At 40.1% G+C, this 17,042-nt stretch carries 15 protein-coding genes and 1 pseudogene; 11 read left to right on the top strand and 5 right to left on the bottom strand.

From position 1 onward, the window contains the following. The first annotated feature begins 156 nt into the window (after positions 1 to 156). The 6 genes from KTV93_RS09735 to KTV93_RS09710 all read left to right on the top strand — a co-directional run bounded on the left by KTV93_RS09735 (position 157) and on the right by KTV93_RS09710 (position 6,502). A complete protein-coding gene (locus tag KTV93_RS09735) occupies positions 157 to 2,685 on the top strand; it encodes a cation-translocating P-type ATPase (RefSeq protein ID WP_218248754.1) in 2,529 nt (842 codons plus the stop codon). A gap of 69 nt (positions 2,686 to 2,754) precedes the next feature. Further along, complete coding sequence (locus KTV93_RS09730; protein ID WP_218248753.1) at positions 2,755 to 3,384, top strand: NUDIX hydrolase; 630 nt, start codon at positions 2,755 to 2,757, stop codon at positions 3,382 to 3,384. Between the two features lie 25 nt (positions 3,385 to 3,409). After that, positions 3,410 to 4,219 carry a lysophospholipid acyltransferase family protein gene (locus KTV93_RS09725; RefSeq protein ID WP_218248752.1) on the top strand — a complete coding sequence of 270 codons (810 nt, stop codon included), beginning with the start codon at positions 3,410 to 3,412 and terminating at the stop codon, positions 4,217 to 4,219. Between the two features lie 10 nt (positions 4,220 to 4,229). Then, on the top strand, positions 4,230 to 4,667 hold the full coding sequence (locus tag KTV93_RS09720; protein ID WP_218248751.1) for a hypothetical protein: 438 nt from the start codon (positions 4,230 to 4,232) through the stop codon (positions 4,665 to 4,667). A gap of 12 nt (positions 4,668 to 4,679) precedes the next feature. Next, positions 4,680 to 5,225: a hypothetical protein gene (locus KTV93_RS09715; protein WP_218248750.1), complete on the top strand. Its 546-nt coding sequence runs from the start codon at positions 4,680 to 4,682 to the stop codon at positions 5,223 to 5,225. Between the two features lie 89 nt (positions 5,226 to 5,314). Then, entirely contained in the window at positions 5,315 to 6,502 is a 1,188-nt protein-coding gene (locus KTV93_RS09710) for a homogentisate 1,2-dioxygenase (RefSeq protein ID WP_218248749.1), read from the top strand. A 54-nt stretch (positions 6,503 to 6,556) separates the two neighbouring features. On the opposite strand, the gene KTV93_RS09705 is transcribed toward KTV93_RS09710, so the two are convergent. Then, positions 6,557 to 6,847 carry a hypothetical protein gene (locus tag KTV93_RS09705; protein WP_317206432.1) on the bottom strand — a complete coding sequence of 97 codons (291 nt, stop codon included), beginning with the start codon at positions 6,845 to 6,847 and terminating at the stop codon, positions 6,557 to 6,559. 155 nt (positions 6,848 to 7,002) lie between these two features. Here KTV93_RS09705 and KTV93_RS09700 point away from each other — a divergent pair. The 5 genes and pseudogenes from KTV93_RS09700 to KTV93_RS09680 all read left to right on the top strand — a co-directional run. Beyond that, a pseudogene (locus tag KTV93_RS09700) lies at positions 7,003 to 8,301 on the top strand (acetyl-CoA hydrolase/transferase family protein); the annotation flags it as partial. Between the two features lie 134 nt (positions 8,302 to 8,435). Further along, positions 8,436 to 9,566 carry a 4-hydroxyphenylpyruvate dioxygenase gene (hppD, locus tag KTV93_RS09695; protein WP_218248747.1) on the top strand — a complete coding sequence of 377 codons (1,131 nt, stop codon included), beginning with the start codon at positions 8,436 to 8,438 and terminating at the stop codon, positions 9,564 to 9,566. Between the two features lie 22 nt (positions 9,567 to 9,588). Next, entirely contained in the window at positions 9,589 to 10,047 is a 459-nt protein-coding gene (locus tag KTV93_RS09690; RefSeq protein ID WP_218248746.1) for a hypothetical protein, read from the top strand. 80 nt (positions 10,048 to 10,127) lie between these two features. After that, positions 10,128 to 11,375 (top strand): fumarylacetoacetase, encoded by a 1,248-nt coding sequence (gene fahA / locus KTV93_RS09685; RefSeq protein WP_218248745.1) that lies wholly within the window; start codon positions 10,128 to 10,130, stop codon positions 11,373 to 11,375. A gap of 7 nt (positions 11,376 to 11,382) precedes the next feature. Further along, entirely contained in the window at positions 11,383 to 12,210 is an 828-nt protein-coding gene (locus KTV93_RS09680) for a flavin reductase family protein (RefSeq protein ID WP_218248744.1), read from the top strand. 34 nt (positions 12,211 to 12,244) lie between these two features. Here the strand turns inward: KTV93_RS09680 and KTV93_RS09675 are convergent, their stop codons facing one another. The 4 genes from KTV93_RS09675 to KTV93_RS09660 form a co-directional block, all read right to left on the bottom strand. Continuing rightward, a complete protein-coding gene (locus KTV93_RS09675; protein ID WP_218248743.1) occupies positions 12,245 to 13,072 on the bottom strand; it encodes a TerC family protein in 828 nt (275 codons plus the stop codon). Positions 13,073 to 13,117: 45 nt separating this feature from the next. Beyond that, positions 13,118 to 13,960 (bottom strand): alpha/beta hydrolase family protein, encoded by an 843-nt coding sequence (locus tag KTV93_RS09670; protein ID WP_218248742.1) that lies wholly within the window; start codon positions 13,958 to 13,960, stop codon positions 13,118 to 13,120. A gap of 240 nt (positions 13,961 to 14,200) precedes the next feature. Beyond that, positions 14,201 to 16,294 carry a M13 family metallopeptidase gene (locus tag KTV93_RS09665; protein ID WP_218248741.1) on the bottom strand — a complete coding sequence of 698 codons (2,094 nt, stop codon included), beginning with the start codon at positions 16,292 to 16,294 and terminating at the stop codon, positions 14,201 to 14,203. Between the two features lie 77 nt (positions 16,295 to 16,371). After that, a complete protein-coding gene (locus KTV93_RS09660; protein ID WP_218248740.1) occupies positions 16,372 to 17,034 on the bottom strand; it encodes a head GIN domain-containing protein in 663 nt (220 codons plus the stop codon). Positions 17,035 to 17,042 lie beyond the last annotated feature (8 nt).

Here is a 17,042-nt window from a genome sequence, read left to right as displayed (position 1 = left end):
ATCAAAGCAGATTTCATTCAAAAATTTGCTGTTACAATTTACAACTCCCTCTTAGAGGGAGTTTTTTTTATAAGTAATTAATATTCTATTAAAAATTTAGCCGGAAATTTTGTAAATTACAGTTCGTTTACTACAAACAGTTTAAAATAATGAGCTATGCCGGCAAATCACTTTAACATTCAAGGTTTATCAGCTGAAGAAGTAGTTCTCGCCCGTAAAAAATTTGGCGAAAACACTTTAAAGTATAAAAAGGAAAACACTTTTTTAGATGCTTTAAAAAGCCTTGCTAAAGAACCTATGATTATTTTGCTTTTGGTTGCATCGCTGATCTATTTTGTGAACGGCCTGGTGAGCGACGGAATTTTCATGGTTTCGGCTATTGTAGTCATTTCACTTATTTCACTCTACCAGGATTCGCGCAGCCGGAATGCGCTGCAAAAACTCAAATATTTTACACAGCCCAACTGTAAAGTAATTCGGGACGGTGAATCGGTGGAAATCAACAGCGAAGATCTGGTCGTGGGCGACAGCCTGATTATTGAAGAAGGAACTTTGATTGTGGCCGACGGGGTTATTGTACATTCAAACGATTTTTCAGTAAATGAATCAATTCTTACCGGCGAATCTTTCGCTGTTTTTAAGGATAAAAACAAAGAAGATCATTTTGCTTATAAAGGCACAACTGTTGAGAGCGGTCTGGCAATTATTACCGTGATAAGCATCGGAAATGAAACCAAGCTTGGCAAAATAGGCAAAAGTCTGGAAAACATTCAGGAAGAAAAAACTCCACTCGAAATACAGATTAATGATTTCGTGAAAAAAATGGTCATCGCGGGAGTTGCTGCATTTCTTTTCGTTTGGGGAATCAACTACTTTAATTCGTATGATATTCTTGACAGTTTGCTTAAAGCCTTAACGCTAGCCATGAGTATCCTGCCTGAAGAAATCCCGATGGCGTTCACCGCATTTATGGCGATTGGCGCCTGGCGACTCATGAAAATGCAGATTGTGGTAAAACAGATGAAAACCGTGGAAACTTTAGGAAGTGCCACCGTAATCTGCACCGATAAAACCGGCACGATCACCGAGAACAGAATGAGTTTGGCTAAAATTTTCACTCTGGGAACTCAAAAAATTTCTAGTCCTGACCAAATTTTAACGGCAGAAGAAAAAGACCTCATCAGATTCGCGATGTGGGCGAGCGAACCGATTCCTTTCGATCCTATGGAAACCGCACTTCACGATGCGTATCAGAATCTTAATCCTGAAGATGAAAGACCCCGTTTCAGAATGGTTCACGAATATCCTTTGGGAGGAAAACCCCCGATGATGACTCACGTTTTTAAAAACAGTTCCGGCGAAAAAATCATTGCTGCAAAAGGAGCTCCGGAAGCGATCATGAATGCATGCAACCTTTCTGACAAAGAAAAACATATCGTAGAAAATGCCATAGAAATAATAACCAAAGAGGGTTACCGGGTTTTAGGAGTTGGGAAAAGCAATTTCTCTGGCGAGAACTATCCTAAAACCCAGCAGGAACTTCCTTTTACTTTCATGGGAATTGTTGCATTTTATGATCCGCCGAAAGAAAACTTCAGTAAAGTACTCGAAGATTTTTACCAGGCAGGCATTTCTGTAAAAATTATTACCGGCGACAATGCAGCTACCACACAGGCAATCGCTAAACAGATTAATTTTCAAGGTGCCGACAAGAGTTTAACAGGCGATGAACTCATGCAGCTTTCCGAGGCCGAACTGCAGGAGACCGTAATGGAAACTAATATTTTCACCCGGATGTTTCCTGAAGCAAAACTCCGAATTATTAATGCTTTAAAGGCAAAGAATCAAATTGTAGCAATGACCGGCGACGGCGTAAACGACGGTCCTGCGCTCAAAGCTGCGCACATTGGGATCGCAATGGGAAAAAGAGGGACAGAAATTGCCAAACAGGCAGCTTCTTTAATTCTGATGGAAGACGATCTCTCGAAAATGGTAGATGCGGTCGCGATGGGCCGGAAAATTTATACCAACTTGAAAAAAGCAATCCAATATATTATTTCCATCCATATCCCGATAATTCTTACGGTTTTCATTCCGCTTGCGTTGGGATGGATTTATCCGAATATCTTCACGCCAGCTCATGTGATTTTCTTAGAACTGATTATGGGTCCCACCTGCTCTATCGTCTTCGAAAATGAACCGATGGAAAAAAATGCGATGCTCCAGAAACCGCGTTCCTTCAAAACTACTTTTTTCAACAGCAGAGAGCTGCTTACGAGCATAATTCAGGGATTGGTAATTTCTGCCGGAACACTTTTCACCTATCAGTATTCCGTACAGAACGGTTTTGATGAAGCTCATACGCGTACTATGGTTTTCACTGTCTTGGTTGCCGCTAATATATTTTTAACGTTACAAAACAGATCATTTTATTATTCAATTTTCACAACTTTAAGTTACAGAAATAACCTGGTGCTTCTTATTATTTCGATCACTACAGTAATCATGCTGCTTTTACTGTATGTACCTACATTCACCGAATTCTTTTTATTCGAAAGACTTTCAGCTGCAGAACTCGGACTCTGTATCCTGATTGGTTTAATCTCTGTACTTTGGTACGAACTGGTAAAAATCCGAACAAGATGGCGAAGCAAAAAGAGGATAAACCTTAACTTAAAAACTTAAACTTAGCTTTAATTAAAATTTAACTTTCCTTTAAAACACTTTCAATATTCAATTCTTTAAATTTGTGGAATGGAAGTTTTCGGGAGAGATCTTATCAAAAAAATTCAGGACGCAGAACTGCTGGGCGAGAATGCCCACATGATTTATTCGCCACCTTACCGTCCGCTTTTTTCATATGATGAAATTGTAGACAGAAATCCAAAATACGCAGCAGTAAATATTGTGCTTTACCTGAAGGATAACGAATGGTATTTCCCTTTGATGGTGAGAAGTACAAACGAACGCGACCGCCACAGCGGACAAATCTCGCTTCCCGGCGGAAAAAAAGAAGAAACTGACCGAACATTCGAAGAAACTGCAAAACGGGAGACTTGTGAAGAAATGGGAATAGAGGAGCATTACATCCGGATCATCCGCGAAATGTCGCCCATTTATATTCCGCCAAGCAATTTTTATGTAAGGCCTTTCGTTTCGTATACCAAGAAGAACCCGGAATTTATCCTGCAGGAATCCGAAGCTGTGGAATTGATAGAATTTCCCGTTTCTTCAATTTTAACACTCACCGAACAGCCGGAAATGATGGTGCTGCCAAGCTCAAAAGGCGTGGAAGTTCCCGTGATTAATTTCAACGGATACATCATCTGGGGAGCAACTTCGATGATTTTGAGTGAGTTCAGCAAATTGATGAAAAATTTGTAAATTCGCGGTCTATGTAATTTTGATAATGGCGAAGAAAAATATTTTCACAGATGCATTCGGCAATCTTTATTTCCTCAAAAGATTAATTATCATCATTTTGGGACTTGTATCTTACCGAAGATTCAATGGCTTCAACAAACTGAAAATTTCCGGCACCGAAAATCTGGTTGATCTGCCCGATTCCAACGTACTTTTCGTCTCGAACCACCAAACCTATTTTGCAGATGTAGCGGCGATGTACCATGCGTTCTGCTCGGTAAATAACGGTTATCTGAACACAATTAAAAATCCGGTTTACCTGCTGAATCCTAAAGTAGATTTCTATTATGTAGCTGCTGAAGAAACGATGAATAAAGGTTTTATGACCAAAATATTTAAACTTGCAGGCGCAGTAACCGTAAAAAGAACCTGGCGTGCTGAAGGCGCGAACGTGAACAGAATGGTAGATTTAACAGAAGTTGAAAATATCATGAAAGCGCTGGATAACGGTTGGGTAATTACTTTCCCACAGGGCACAACTTCAGCATTTGCGCAGGGCAGAAAAGGAACTGCAAAACTGGTGAAAAATCAGCGACCGATCGTAATTCCTATAAAAATCAATGGTTTCAGAAGAGCTTTCGATAAAAAAGGATTAAGAGTAAAAGTTACCGGTGTAAAGCCCACGATGGAATTCAAAAAGCCGTTGGAAATTGATTATGATAACGATGATGCGCAAACTATTTTAACAAAAATAATGGTCGCGATAGAACAAACTGAGGATTTCAACGTTTTACATGAATACGACCAGGAACTTAAAGCTCAAAAAACTGAAGAAAAATCTACTCTAAAATCATAAAAAATTCTGAATGAAAAGATTTATTGCCTTTTTTGTTTTAATGGCTCTTACGGCTTGTACTACACAGAAAAAATACACCGATTTCGATTACAGTTATTCCCGCAGCGGCGGTCTTTCTCCGATCTACGAAAATCTTTGGATTAAAGGGAATAATGCCCATTATTCCTTCGAAGGTCAGGGCAAAAACATCAAAAAAGATTTTACGCTTTCAAAAGACGAGCTCAGCAATATCCAGAATGTTTTGGAGCAGAACAATTTCCGGATGATACAGGAAGATTACAAGAAATTGTACGATTATATTTCGACTTCCATCATCGTGAAAAAAGGAAGCCAGTCTGCCAGCAAATCAGACGCATCTTATATAATGGAAGCAGATAAATCACGGTGGGAAAATGTTGAAAACACCTTCCGCAAGCTTATCGATTCCAAAACTTCTGAAGCTAAATAACGACTGCTCGCAATGACCGATTTTTCAGTAATTTCTGCGTATTCCCAACACAAAACCCGTGTTTTAGTCTACAGCTCGCATCAACCTGTTGCTAACTTTATCATCTACGTACTGAATTTTTTTGAAAAAGATTTTGATTATTTTCTTGAAAACGGCCACAAAAAGGAGACAGACAGTGATTTTGTCATCTTAGAAACCTCTGATCCACAAAAAGCAAAAGACTTCAAACCCAATATTGTGCTGATTGTGGAGGACAAAGAAAGCGAAAAACTTTCTCCTATTCTTAAAAACATCACCGGCGGCGGCGTATTGGTTTATCCGGAAAAGTTGGAAGAAATTGTTAATGCAGCTGAAAACTATTTCAGGAGATTACCTTTTTCTTACTCGGCATCTAAAATTTCTGGTGAAAAAATCAGCATCAGTACTGAAATGGGCGAAATTCCACTTGGCTCCACGGATGAAAATTTAGTGCAGAACATGAATGGAATTAAGCTGCTCTGCCAGCAGTTTGGGATAATGGAAGAAGATTTCTATGAAGCGCTGATGAGCTGCGAATAATTACTGATCAGGATTTTAAGCGTTCGCTTTTACTTCAATTCAAAGTCTGAAAATTTATTTAAATTTACCTTGAAACAAAAAGTAAAACAATGCGCTATCACCAGTCCGGTAAAATTCCTCAGAAAAGACATACGGTTTTTAAATCCGAAAACGACCATTTTTATTACGAACAGCTTTTCGGGACTGAAGGTTTTCACGGAATTTCCTCACTTCTCTATCATATTCACCGCCCGACACAGATAAAATCGATCAGCGAACCGAAAGATGTTACGCCAAAAATAGCTGTCGGTAAAAATGTGACTCCACGTATGTTTAAGGGAATGAATGTGACCGCTGAAGACGATTTTCTCGACAGCCGCAAGATTCTTATGCTGAATAACGACCTGAAAATGGGTCTCGCAAAACCTAGAAAATCAACCGAATATTTCTATAAAAATGCGGAGTGCGATGAAATGCTTTTCGTACATGAAGGCAGCGGAGTTCTGAAAACCTTTGTCGGGAATCTGGAATTTTCTGTTGGTGATTACCTTATCATTCCCCGCGGAACGATTTATCAGCTTGAACTGAACTCAGAAAATAATGTTTTTCTGATTGTAGAAAGCCACTCGCCCATTTACACACCAAAACGGTACAGAAACGAATTCGGTCAACTGCTCGAACATTCCCCTTTCTGTGAAAGAGATATTGAAACACCAACTTTTGTGGAACCAAAAGATGAAAAAGGCGATTTTCTCATTAAAGTAAAGAAGGAAAATCAAATCTGGGATTTCGTCTATGCAACGCATCCGTTTGACGTTGTGGGCTGGGACGGATTTTTCTATCCTTTCAAATTCAACATCAAAAATTTCGAACCGATCACCGGAAGGCTTCACCTGCCGCCGCCGATTCACCAGACTTTCGAGGCGCATAATTTCGTTGTCTGCTCTTTTGTAGCGCGAATGTACGATTATCATCCGCTTGCGATTCCTGCTCCTTATAACCACTCCAACATCGATTCAGATGAAGTACTTTTTTATACGGAAGGTGACTTCATGAGCAGAAATCATATCGATCTGATGGATTTCACGCTGCATCCGGGCGGCATTGTTCACGGACCGCATCCGGGCGCTATGGAACGCAGCATCGGGAAAAAATTCACCGAAGAATACGCGGTGATGGTTGATCCTTTCCGACCTTTGCAGCTCACGGAGGAAGCCCTGAAAGTGGAAGATCCTACTTACATGACTTCCTGGCTGGAAGATATTGAAAATCATCTTGAAGACAGATCTCAGGAATAAAAATGGAAAAGCTAACAAAATGTTAGCTTTTTTTTGATTTATAAAATATTCAGATCAGCTTCCGGCAAATGGAGTTCCGAAAACACCTACTGCCAATTCTGCCCAAACAAGGAACAATACCGCTAAAACCAGAGAAGTAAGAATCAGTCTGTTTCTCCGGGTTCTTACATTCCTTAAAACCAGATCAACCACTGCTGCGGTGCCGAAAAGAAGAATTCCACCGATCATAAAATCCGATCCGGACCAATTAACTTCTTTTGTAAACTGCATCGCAATTAGTGGAATACAAAGTAAAAGTGCAGGAACAGCAAAAATAGCCACGCTGCGTTGATTGTGTGTCATCATTTTTATTGTTTTTAAAGTTATATTTCGAAAGTACTTTGAAATACAAAGTAAGTATATTTTTTATTCGGTTGCAAGAAAATCTTAAAATATTTTCAAAAACTGAGTTTCCTCATTTCCAGTCTTAATTGAAATAGGTAAATTTGAGCAATTAACAACAGCAAACTAATTATAACACTATGGTTCAATATGTAAGTGCCGAAGAAGCGGTTTCAATGATTAAAAGTGGCGACAGGATTTTTTCTCACGGTAGCGCCTGTACTCCAAACATCCTCATTGATGAACTTGCAAAACAGTCCTCAAGACTTAGTGGGGTAGAATTTGTCTCCATCACCCAACAGGGAAATGTGGAAGTAGCAAAACCTCAGTACAAAGACAGTTTCTATATCAATTCCCTTTTTGTTTCAACACCGGTGCGCGATGCTGTTAATTCTGATCGCGGTGATTTTGTTCCGGTTTTCCTGAGCGAAATTCCGACACTGTTTAAAAAAGGTCTTCTGCCCATTGATGTAGCCATGATTACTGTTTCGCCTCCTGATCAGCACGGTTACTGTACCCTGGGAACTTCTGTAGATGTGGCAAGAAGTGCTGTAGACACCGCAAAAACCATCATAGCACAGGTAAATCCGCGGATGCCTAGAACGCATGGTGACGGGATGATACATTACTCCAAAATCCACAAGATGGTTTGGCATGAAGAAGAGCTGCTTACCGTAGATTACGGCGCAAAAGTTGGCGAAGAAGAACTCTTAATAGGGAAAAATGTAGCAGAACTTATTGATGACAGATCGACTTTACAGATGGGAATCGGAACTATTCCGGATGCAGTTCTGAAATGCCTCCATAACCACAAAGATTTGGGAGTTCATACAGAAATGATCAGCGATGGTATTGTTGATTTGGTAGTGAACGATGTCATCACCAACAAATATAAAGGAACCCATTCTAACAGAACCATTACAAGTTTCGCTTTTGGGACCAGAAAATTATATGATTATATTGACGACAATCCTTCTTTCGCTTTCATGGATGTGGAACACGTAAATTATCCGATCAACATCATGAAAAACAAAAATATGGTCGCGATCAATTCAGCAATTGAAATTGATCTTACCGGCCAGGTTTGCGCAGATTCTATCGGAACATTCCAGTTCAGCGGAATTGGCGGACAAATGGATTTCATGCGGGGCGCGGCACTTTCAGATGGCGGAAAACCGATCATCGCGATTTCGTCAAGAACTAAAAAAGGCGTTCCGAGAATTGTACCTTTCCTGAAACCGGGAGCAGGTGTTGTAACGACCAGAGGTCACATTCACTATGTAGTAACGGAATTCGGTACCGCTTACCTATACGGAAAAAGCTTAAGACAGAGAGCAAAAGCACTTATCGACATTTCGCATCCTGATGACCGCGAAATGCTGGAAAAAGCGACCTTTGAAAGATTTAAATGTCTTTAAAAATAATCTAATCCCGAGTTTTTCGGGATTTTTTTTTGAATGAATTATATTTCACACACTTTCTAACCGTCACATCATTCCATTTTATCTGTCCTGAAAATTTTTGTAATTTGCCCTATCTAAAATACAAACTCATGTCTACACTCACATTTGCCGAAAAAATAGCTCAGGCAGAAAATTTTTTACCGATTAATGGGACCGATTATATCGAATTTTATGTTGGAAATGCTAAACAGGCAGCGCACTTTTACAAAACCGCATTTGGTTTTCAGTCTGTAGCCTATGCCGGACCGGAAACAGGCGTTCGAGACAGAGCTTCTTATGTCGTTCAGCAGGGAAAAATTAGATTGGTTCTTACTTCCGGCCTCAACTCTGATTCACCCATTTGTGAGCATCAGAAAAAACACGGCGACGGTGTGAAAATTCTGGCACTTTGGGTGGATGATGCTTATTCCGCATTTGAAGAAACCACAAAACGTGGGGCTAAACCCTATCTTGAACCTCAAACGCTAACCGATGAACACGGCGAAGTCCGCATGTCCGGAATTTATACTTATGGTGAAACAGTTCACATGTTTGTAGAACGAAAAAATTACAGCGGCGATTTTATGCCGGGCTACCAGAAATGGGAAAGCAACTATAATCCAACCGATGTAGGGCTTCTGTATGTTGACCATTGTGTTGGAAATGTAGGTTGGGACCGAATGATTCCAACGGTTGAATGGTATGAGAAGGTAATGGGATTTGTGAATATTCTTAGTTTTGATGATAAACAGATCAACACCGAATACTCTGCGCTGATGAGTAAAGTAATGAGTAACGGAAACGGTTTCGCGAAATTCCCGATCAACGAACCGGCGGAAGGAAAGAAAAAATCCCAGGTGGAGGAGTATCTGGACTTCTATGAAGGCGAAGGCGTTCAGCACATCGCTGTAGCAACAAAAGACATCATTAAAACTGTTACCGAACTGAAAGCACGCGGAATTGAGTTCTTACCTGCTCCTCCAAATGCTTATTACGAAATGGTTCCTGAAAGAGTGGGCCAAATTGATGAAGATATCAAAAAACTGGAAGATTTAGGAATTCTTATCGATTGTGATGAAGAAGGTTATTTGTTACAGATCTTCACCAAACCGGTTGAAGACCGCCCTACTCTGTTCTACGAAATCATCGAAAGACATGGCGCGCAAAGCTTCGGTGCAGGAAATTTTAAAGCCCTTTTTGAAGCGTTAGAAAAAGAACAGGAAAGAAGAGGTAATCTTTAAGTAATATCTTCAACTGAAATCCATGAATAAAGCACTTCTTCTTATCGCATTCTTTGCATCTTCGCTTGCACTAAAAGCCCAGTACGGTACCCTTAATGCTATTCTTGACCGGCTGGAAGAGAAACGCGGCGTCAATAAAGATCTGAAAGATGTAAATATTGATGATACAAAATTTGTTTTAATCAAGGATTTCGCCGATCACACAGAGAGAAGCTTCGTCATCATCAAAGGAAATAAAGCCACCTATGTGGAAATGTTTGATGATAAACAGACGGGGGAAACTTCGTCCAACGTGTTTTCAGGAGATGTTGTCCGTTCGCGGCATAATATAATTTCGCTGCGCGCTGATAAACTAGAAAACCAGAAGATTGCTTTGCCCATCACCCGCACTTTTCTCATGACGAAACAGAAAAAAGTTCTTTATCTCATAGACGTCAATACCAAAGAACGATGGATTGAAGAAAGCGCATTCAACAAATAAAAATTCAAAAATAACAATGATAAGGTTCAAGGTTTAAATCAAAAATTTAATACTTGAACCTTTCTTTTAAAAAAATACTTATGAAATCTTTTGTAAACTACGAACAGAACTCAGATTTTTCAATTTACAACATTCCTTTTGGAGTGGCGGTTTTCGACCAGGAATATATTGCCTGCTGTACGCGTATCGGTGATTTGGTCATTGATCTGGCAACCATGTACGATTATGGATTTTTTGATGAAATTGAAGGCTTGAATGAAAATGTTTTCGAAGCCTACACACTGAATGAATTCATTGAACTCGGAAAACCAGTAACCAATGCTGTACGTCTGAAAATACAGGAACTTCTTGATGAAAATTCCAAGCTCGCGAACGACGAAAAAACCAAAGAAGAATGTTTCTTCGATCTTGATAAAGTAAAGATGATGATGCCGGTTCACATTCCGAACTACACTGATTTTTACAGCAGCATCGAACATGCCACCAACGTCGGAAAAATGTTCCGCGATCCTGCAAATGCACTTCTGCCAAACTGGAAATATCTTCCGGTAGGTTATCATGGTCGTGCTTCCTCCATTGTAGTTTCGGGTACCGATATCATCCGTCCGAAAGGTCAAACCAAGCCTGCAGATGCCGATTCACCTGTCTTCGGGCCATCAAAACAACTTGATTTCGAGCTTGAAATGGCTTTCATTGTAAATAAACACACCGAAATGGGCGAAAGTATTACGACTGCTGAGGCTGAAGATGCAATTTTCGGTATGGTGATATTCAATGACTGGTCTGCGAGAGACATCCAGAGTTGGGAATATGTTCCGCTGGGACCGTTTTTAGGTAAAAATTTCGGAAGCTCCATTTCGCCGTGGGTAGTTACGCTCGAAGCACTGGAACCTTTCAGAACTGAATCTCCAAAACAGGAACCTGCGGTTCTAGATTATTTAAAATTTAAAGGGAATAAAAATTTCGACATCAATCTCGAAGTGTATCTGCAACCTGAAAACGGTTCCGAAAATCTTATTTCTCAAAGTAATTATAAATTCATGTACTGGAATATGACGCAACAGCTCGCTCACCACACCGTAAACGGCTGCAATGTAGAAGTTGGCGACGTGTATGCATCCGGAACAATTTCAGGCGAAAATCCGAGCTCTTTCGGTTCGATGCTCGAATTAACGTGGAGAGGACAAAATCCGTTGAAACTGAATAACGGCGAAGAAAGAAAATTCATCAATGATAATGATACCGTAATCATGCGCGGTTTTGGTGATAAAGACGGTATCAGAGTTGGTTTCGGGGAAGTTTCAGGAAAAATTTTACCAGCAAATTAATCCGGAAATGAAAACAATCTCTCCAAAAGACTTAAATAATTTACAGTTACAGACGCTTTTGCAGACTGCAATTGCGCCACGTCCCATTGCGCTCGCATCAACAATTGACAGAGACGGAAATGTGAATTTAAGTCCATTCAGTTTTTTCAATTTATTCAGCACCAACCCGCCGGTGGTGATTTTTTCACCGTCAAGACGAGTACGCGATAATACGACGAAACATACGCTGGAAAACGTTCATGAAGTTGGTGAAGTCGTTATTGGCATTGTAAATTATAACATTGTTCAGCAGATTTCGCTCGCGTCCACTGAATACGAGAAAAATGTCAATGAATTTGTAAAAGCGGGCTTAACGATGAAAGATGCAGATTTGGTAAAAGCAAAACTCATCGAAGAATGTCCGGTCAATCTTGAATGCAAAGTTCTTGAAATTAAAGCATTGGGAAGCGAAGGCGGAGCAGGAAATCTGGTAATCTGTGAAGTTCTTAGAATTCACGTGCGTGAAGAATATCTGAATGAAGAAGGAAATCTTGATCAGAAAAAACTGGATTTAGTTGCGAGATTAGGCGGAAACTGGTATTCCAGAAACAACGAAAACAATCTGTTCGAAGTTCCGAAACCTTTAGTAACAAAAGGAATCGGGTTCGATTTACTACCTAATGAAATAAAATACAGCAAAGTATTTACCGGTAACGATCTGGGAATGCTGGCAAACACTGAACAACTGCCTCAAGGTAATTTTTCAGGTGATGAACAAATCCATTCAGAAGCGAGAAAATTTCTTCTGGAAAACAATATCGAAGCCGCCTGGAAGATATTAACGGGTAATATCTAAATATAAAAGGAGTGAAAATTTTCACTCCTTTTATTTATTTGTCTTCTTCGCGGATGCTTAAATCATCATTTAAATCCGGATTAAGTTTAAGATATTTCTGTTTCTGCTTATTTCTGAATTTAATATTAAGCATTTCTACAGCCAAACTGAACGCAAGACACGAATAGATGATATTCTTGCTTACATGCTGGTGAATTCCTTCTGCCACCAACATTACGCCGATTACTACAAGGAACGACAGTGCCAGCATCTGCAGACTAGGATATTTGTTGATAATTGCTGAAATCGGTCCGGCAAACGCCATCATAATTCCTATTGAAATCACCACTGCGATAATCATCAGTAAAACATTATCTACCAATCCAATCGCTGTTAAAATAGAATCTAAAGAAAATACCATATCGATCACGATAATCTGAAGAATTACCATTGTCATCAAGCTTGATGCACTGGACTTTGGTTTCGGCACATCGTCGTGGCCGGACATTTTCCCATGAATTTCGAAAGTACTTTTTGCGATCAAGAAAATACCACCACCCAGAAGAATAATGTCTTTCCAACTTAATGCAAGCGGTAGATCAGTTCCTGGTTCATTAAACCAGTCGAGAGTAAGAACCGGTTCTTTCAGGCCTATAATCCAGTTGATCATGAGGAGTAGTGCGACACGGAAAATCATTGCAAACGCAAGCCCGAGATTTCTCGCAAAACGCTGCTTTTCCTTCGGCAGTTTGTCGGAAATGATTGAAATAAAGATAATGTTGTCGACTCCAAGTACAATTTCCAGAAAAGTTAATGTGAGTAAACTGATCCATATTTGGGGGTCGGCAAAATTGGGTAAATCAATAATTGATATAAAATCCATTGTTTATTTTTTTAAGGGTCAAAAATACAGTTTTAAAAATACTTTTTACAAATTCTTTCTAAGAAACCTTACAGTTTCAGTAATTGTATTTTCGAGGTGAAGCGGCAAACTTTGTTCCATCCATGGCTCTTTTGCTCCGAAAGTGTGATTTGCTCCTTCGATGATATAGAGTTCCGATTTCTTGCACCAGTCATGAAGCAAAAATGCTTCTTTGTCCTTCACAGCGTCATCTTCAGTGCCCTGAATAATAAGCATTGGTTTTTCGAGATGCTGTGCGCAATACTGTATCGTAAACCGTTCTTCGTTTTGTTTAAAATCTTCGTAGAACTGATAATAGTGAGGCATCTGCTGATGTGTTCTTTGATTTTCGGAATACATAACCCCGGAATTCTTCCAGTTTTCCAGACGGTCGCCGGAAGGAAATCTGTAATTGAAATTGCTTACTCCGGCAAGCGTTACCAAAACTTTAATTCGTTCATCCTCATAGGCTTTTACCACTGAAATTCCACCGCCGCGGCTGTGCCCAATGATGGCAATTTTACTGAAATCAATCGAAGGATGGTCTGCAAAATGCGCCAAAAGTGCATCAAGATCCGACAGTTCTTTTGAGAAGTTATTATTTCCGAAAGCTTCCAAATCATCAAATTCTGTAGGATTTTCTACAGTAGTTCCGTTGTGTGAGAAATTAAATTTCACAAAAAAGAAACCGGCTTCGGAAAACTTTTCAGCCATTAGATTCCACGCGCCCCAGTCTTTGTAACCTTTGTATCCATGAACGAAAATTACGAGCGGAAGATTTTTCGCTTCCTCAGCATAATACGCGTCTGCAAGGAAATCGCGTGTTGTCGGATTGCGAACAATAATGTTTTTCTGAATGATTATTTTCATGCGGTTAATATTGAGGCTTTCAAATTTAGCTATTTTGATTTCTTGTTTCCAAATTGAGATGGCTTCGTTTTGCGTGAGTGATGGTAGCGGAAATCCTTTTTGTTTATTGGGCGGCGGCGAAGCCGCCGCCCAATAAACAAAAAGATTGGAGCGGACGTAGCGACCTGCGCGGCTGCAGAAGCGCCGGCGAGGGACACGCCAAAAAAAAATCACCCAAATTAATGAGTGATTTTGATATTATTACCAGATTTTAATTCTTTCTTCCGGTGCTTTATAAAGTTTATCTCCCGGCTTCACATCGAACGCTTTGTAGAACGAATCCTGATTAACCAAAGGTCCAAAAGCCCTGAAATAACCGGGCGAATGCGGATCGGTTTTCACCTGATTCACCATATACTGCTCGGTTGACTTGGTTCTCCAAACCGTTGCCCAGCTCATGAAAAATCGCTGATCCTGAGTGAAACCACTGATTAATCCCGGATTTCCGTGATCTTTCAGGTACATTTGCAATGCGGTGTACGCCACTGCAACACCACCCAAATCACCGATGTTTTCTCCGCTTGTGAATTTTCCGTTCACGAAACTGCCTTTCACCGGCTCGTATTTATCATATTGTGCCGCGAGCTCCCCTACTTTCGCATCGAAGTTTTTGCGGTCAGCGTCTGTCCACCAGTTGTTCAGGTTTCCGTCGCCATCAAATCTTGATCCTGAATCATCGAAACCGTGAGAAATTTCGTGACCGATTACCGCACCAATTCCACCGAAATTCACTGCAGGATCTGCTTTGAAGTTAAAAAAAGGCGGCTGCAGAATCGCAGCTGGGAAAACAATTTCGTTATTGGAACCACTGTAGTAAGCATTTACAGTTTGTGGCGACATTCCCCACTCGGTTTTGTCAACTGCTTTCCCAACTTTGTCTAAATTCTTCGCATACTGCCATTCTGAAACTTTCTGAAGGTTTGAATAATACGTTCCACCATCGGCAGGTGCTGTGAGTTGAAGTTTAGAATAATCTTTCCAGGTATCTGGATAAGCGATTTTAACGCTGAATTTCGAGAGTTTTTCCTGTGCTTTTACCTTGGTTTCAGCCGACATCCAGTCCAGGTTTGCAATATGGTGTTCGAAACCTTTTTTCAGGTAGCTGATGTAAGTTTCCATCTGGGCTTTTGCTTCAGCAGGGAAATATTTTTCAACATACAGTTTTCCGAAAGCTTCGCCTAAAGTTCCGTTAATTACTCCTAAACCTCTTTTATCCATGGATCTTTGCTCTTTCTGACCCTGCAAATATTTTGAATAGAAGTTAAAGTTGATGTCATCAAGCTTCTGATCCAGATTACTTGCGTTTCCTGCAACCAGTCTTGCTTTCATGTACTCTTTAATCAATGGAAGCGTGCGCTCATTCATCCAGGAATCCATGGTCTGAAGATATTTCAGTTCGCTTACGATTACTTTATCGGTATTTACCCCGGCTTTTTTAAGATAATCCGGAAGGTTGATGCTCTTTACCAAAGACGGAAGTTCTGCAACCGTTTTCGGATTATAACGAAGGTTTGCATCACGGTTCTGCTCGTTGGTCAACAAGTTTGCAGCAAGTTGCTTTTCGAAAGCTACAACTCTCTGCGCAGTTTGATCCGCATTTTTATAACCCAAAACAGTGAAAAGCTGCGCAACATAATTTTTGTACTCGTTGAGTGTTTTGGTGTTGGCTTCGTTTTCTTTCTGGTAATAATCTCGGCCTAAACCTAAACTTGGACCTCCAAAATAAACGGCATTCATTTTAGAATTTTTTAAATCTGCACCTACACGCCAAGCGTACAGAGGATTGTCGCCGGTTTTGGTTGCTTCAATTAGATATTTCTGCAGATCTGCAATTGTTTTAAGCTGGTCAATTTTAGCAAGATCCGCCTTGATTGGAGCGATTCCATCGGCATTTCTCTTGTCCCAGTTCATGAATGTACCGTAAAGTGCCTGAATTTTCTGTCCTTCAGAACCCGCCGAAAAATTATCGGTTAAGATTTTATTCAGAATATCTAAAGAGGCTACATCTACATCCTCGCGCAGCGCATTGAAACTACCCCAACTAGATTTATCCGAAGGGATTTCTGCGGTTTTGATCCAGTTACCGTTGACGTAGCTGAAAAAATCATCCTGCGCACGAACTGAATTGTCCATATAAGAAAGATTAAGACCTTCTTCTTTGATAGGTTCTGCTTTCACGGGAGTTTGCTCGGTTTGTGCATTATCAGTGCTTGTCTCAGCTGATTTGGTGGTTCCGCAGGAATTCAGGAAAACGATTCCTGAAAACGCCAGCGCGCTTATTGTAATTCTTTTCATAGATAAAATTTATTTCCTGATTAAGTCGTTTGTATTAGCGAATTGTTACAAATGTGACGTGAATTTAATGAATTTGCTTAGTTAAAATTTATTTTCCCGCCAATTATATTTTTTACTTTCCGGTCTTCAGGATCACCATAAATTTCGATAATGCCCCCGGCTCTTGTGGTTGCATTTACCGATTCTGATACATTTACCTCAGCTACGCCGCCTGCATTTGCAGTAACTTTGGTATTTTGTGACTTCACTTCCTTACCAAAATATTTTCCGCCCGAATTCACTACAACATCCTGATTATCTGCAGTTCCGGAGATCTTAATTTCGCCGCCCGAATTGGTTTTGATGTTGAGTTTGGAAACATCCAAATTTAAATTCACCTTTGAACCTTCATTTGAAGTTAATGACAGCATATTGGCATCCAATTCTTCTGATGATGAAATTGAAGAACCCTGGCTCGCCTGAATATCATTGAGCTTTTCATAAAAAACCTTTACTGAAACCTGATCACCGGACAGAATTTTTGCTGGTGAAAGTTTAATCTTCAGCTCACCATTTTTGTTAACGGTCTCGATATCGGGATCGTTTTCTTCAGTTTCAACTTTGCTTTGGTTGGACGCAATAAGCGTAACATTAATTTTGTTATACACTTTCAGTGACGAAAAATCACCCACATTTCTTGTTGACTGCGCAAATGTTAACTGACATGCGACAATCATTAAGCTTCCTATTATTTTCTTCATAATGATAT

The sequence above is a fragment of the Kaistella faecalis genome (genome assembly GCF_019195395.1).
In the GTDB taxonomy this organism is placed as follows: Bacteria; Bacteroidota; Bacteroidia; order Flavobacteriales; family Weeksellaceae; genus Kaistella; species Kaistella faecalis.
The sequence above is the reverse complement of the archived record's forward strand: the minus strand, read 5'-3'. Positions and strand labels throughout refer to the sequence as shown.